Raw genomic sequence first — 2,062 nt, 5'->3', positions numbered from 1 at the left:
ATGGCTTGGTCTGTGCCTATTTGGAAAATCCACGGATTTCCAAAAGTTAGTTTATATTTGGATAGGTTTGTGCTTTAACACGCCACAGCTCATATACATCAACGTTGTAGGGCATTAAAAAAGAATGAATGACAGAAATATCAGAACATGAAGCAATGGATGAGATTTTAAAATATCTCATTAAAAATAAATCTGACAGACCAATCCATTCGGAAACAATTTGGAAAGAAGTATATCCTGACCAAAATGAAGAAGTTGTGTATGTCCTGCTACGTAAAATAATGAATACTGCAGATGATATTGTTATTACACACATACGAAGTAACGAACCGCATAATTTTGAAGTGTTCTTTGAGTCTAATGCTATAACAAAACGCTTTTTAGAACAACAAGGCGGATTTACCAAACAATTTGAAAACGAACAAAAAGAAATAACTGAGCAAAACAGACTTGAACGCTTACAGAATGAGAAATTAGAATCGGAAGTTGACATAATTCGATTTCAAAAAGGATTAGGTAGAAAATTGACTATTTGGGCTGTTGTTTTGACTGCTGTATCAATCTTAGTGTCTTTCTTGACGACTTTAGTTCAGAATCAGCCTTATCACGACTATGATTCAAAGATTGACAGCTTAACTCAAACTGTTGTAAAGACTTCTCAAAAAGTTGACGTTTTAACTGATAGTTTGAATACACTAAAAACAGATTTACGACTACTAAAAGAAAAATACAAAACAGACACAATTGCAACTGAATAATTGATTTATTAAAAGAAAAAAAACGCCCTACAACAACAGGTATAGCAAATGCGGGTTTATGTTTAAAATTCATAGTTTCTCGTATTTAATTAAATTTATTGCGGGCTGTCAGATACGGGTTTCAAATCCCGCACTTGCCATACCCAAACCGTTGTAGTGCATTTGAGAAACAGAACTTATGACAAGAGAAGAAGCCCAAAATACTTGGGAAAAAATAGTCGATTTAGGATTCACGGATTATAATAAATTGAATCGGCAACAGAGAGTATGGTTTAATGTTGAACCCTTGACAACTGACGGATTATGGGACCATTATATGAATCACGGAGCGGACAAAAATGCTGATACAATTGCGGATCTAGAATATCTGAATTTTAATTCGGTTGCAAACCAATTACGTGAATTCAATAAAATCTATTTCCCAAATGGAGTTCCTGAAGGACCTGATGCAAGACAAGAACAGTTTGACAAATTTGATGAAGACGAACTGGAAGATGTTATTGAGGAAATGGATGATAAATTTTGGAAAGTATCAGACGAATTAGAAAATACTCTGATCGAACACATAAATAATAATGGAATTGGAAAATAAAAAACGCACTACAACAATGGCTATAATTAATACGGGTTTGGTGCTTAATTCAAAGTTTTAGGCATATTTACGAAGTCCGCCAAATCTTTTGATTTGGCTTTAAAAATGAAAAGGTAAAACAAAATAAAAAGATTTGGCTAAGTGCTTAATCGAAAATTCAGTAATTTTAATTCCCGTACTAACCATAGCCGAGACGTTGCCACACATACGAAAAAAACATTATGCCGAGAATTGAACTTCGAACAGTAATCAAAGCGAATAAGGAAATTGTTTTCGATTTATCACGGAGTATTGATTTGCATAAAATTTCGACAGTCCAAACAAACGAAGAGGCAATCGCTGGAAAAACAAGCGGTTTAATAGGACTAAATGAAAGTGTAACGTGGCGAGCGAAACATTTTGGAATTTATCAAAAACTGACTTCAAAAGTGACCGAATTTGACCGACCAAATTACTTTGCGGACGAAATGGTTAGCGGAGCGTTTTCGGAATTTAAACACGAACATCACTTTGCGGATTTGAATGGCGGAACTTTAATGACTGATTTTTTTGATTATAAATCACCAATCGGAATTTTAGGTAAATTAGCGGACAAGCTATTTCTTGAAAAATATATGACGGAATTACTTGTGGAGCGGAACAGAATTGTAAAAGAATTTGCGGAAACTGAAAAATGGAAAAACGTGATAACATAACGCAGAAGTACGTGTGG

3 protein-coding genes are annotated in these 2,062 nt (G+C 34.3%); all 3 read left to right on the top strand.

What is annotated here, in order from left to right; all coding sequences use genetic code 11:
- The first annotated feature begins 128 nt into the window (after nt 1-128).
- The 3 genes from PGOND44_RS14800 to PGOND44_RS14790 all read left to right on the top strand — a co-directional run bounded on the left by PGOND44_RS14800 (nt 129) and on the right by PGOND44_RS14790 (nt 2,045).
- A complete protein-coding gene (locus tag PGOND44_RS14800) occupies nt 129-758 on the top strand; it encodes a hypothetical protein (RefSeq protein WP_003445961.1) in 630 nt (209 codons plus the stop codon).
- A 178-nt stretch (nt 759-936) separates the two neighbouring features.
- Entirely contained in the window at nt 937-1,350 is a 414-nt protein-coding gene (locus PGOND44_RS14795; RefSeq protein ID WP_003445959.1) for a DMP19 family protein, read from the top strand.
- Nucleotides 1,351-1,571: 221 nt separating this feature from the next.
- Nucleotides 1,572-2,045 (top strand): SRPBCC family protein, encoded by a 474-nt coding sequence (locus PGOND44_RS14790; RefSeq protein ID WP_003445957.1) that lies wholly within the window; start codon nt 1,572-1,574, stop codon nt 2,043-2,045.
- Nucleotides 2,046-2,062: the final 17 nt, after the last annotated feature.

This window comes from Psychroflexus gondwanensis ACAM 44, from assembly GCF_000355905.1.
GTDB classification, from domain to species: domain Bacteria; phylum Bacteroidota; class Bacteroidia; order Flavobacteriales; family Flavobacteriaceae; genus Psychroflexus; species Psychroflexus gondwanensis.
The sequence above is the reverse complement of the archived record's forward strand: the minus strand, read 5'-3'. Positions and strand labels throughout refer to the sequence as shown.

Bases quoted from the DNA above. Each gene is read 5' to 3' on its own strand.
- PGOND44_RS14800 (WP_003445961.1), top strand. From the start codon at position 129: ATGACAGAAATATCAGAACATGAAGCAATGGATGAGATTTTAAAATAT.
- PGOND44_RS14795 (WP_003445959.1), top strand. From the start codon at position 937: ATGACAAGAGAAGAAGCCCAAAATACTTGGGAAAAAATAGTCGATTTA.
- PGOND44_RS14790 (WP_003445957.1), top strand. From the start codon at position 1,572: ATGCCGAGAATTGAACTTCGAACAGTAATCAAAGCGAATAAGGAAATT.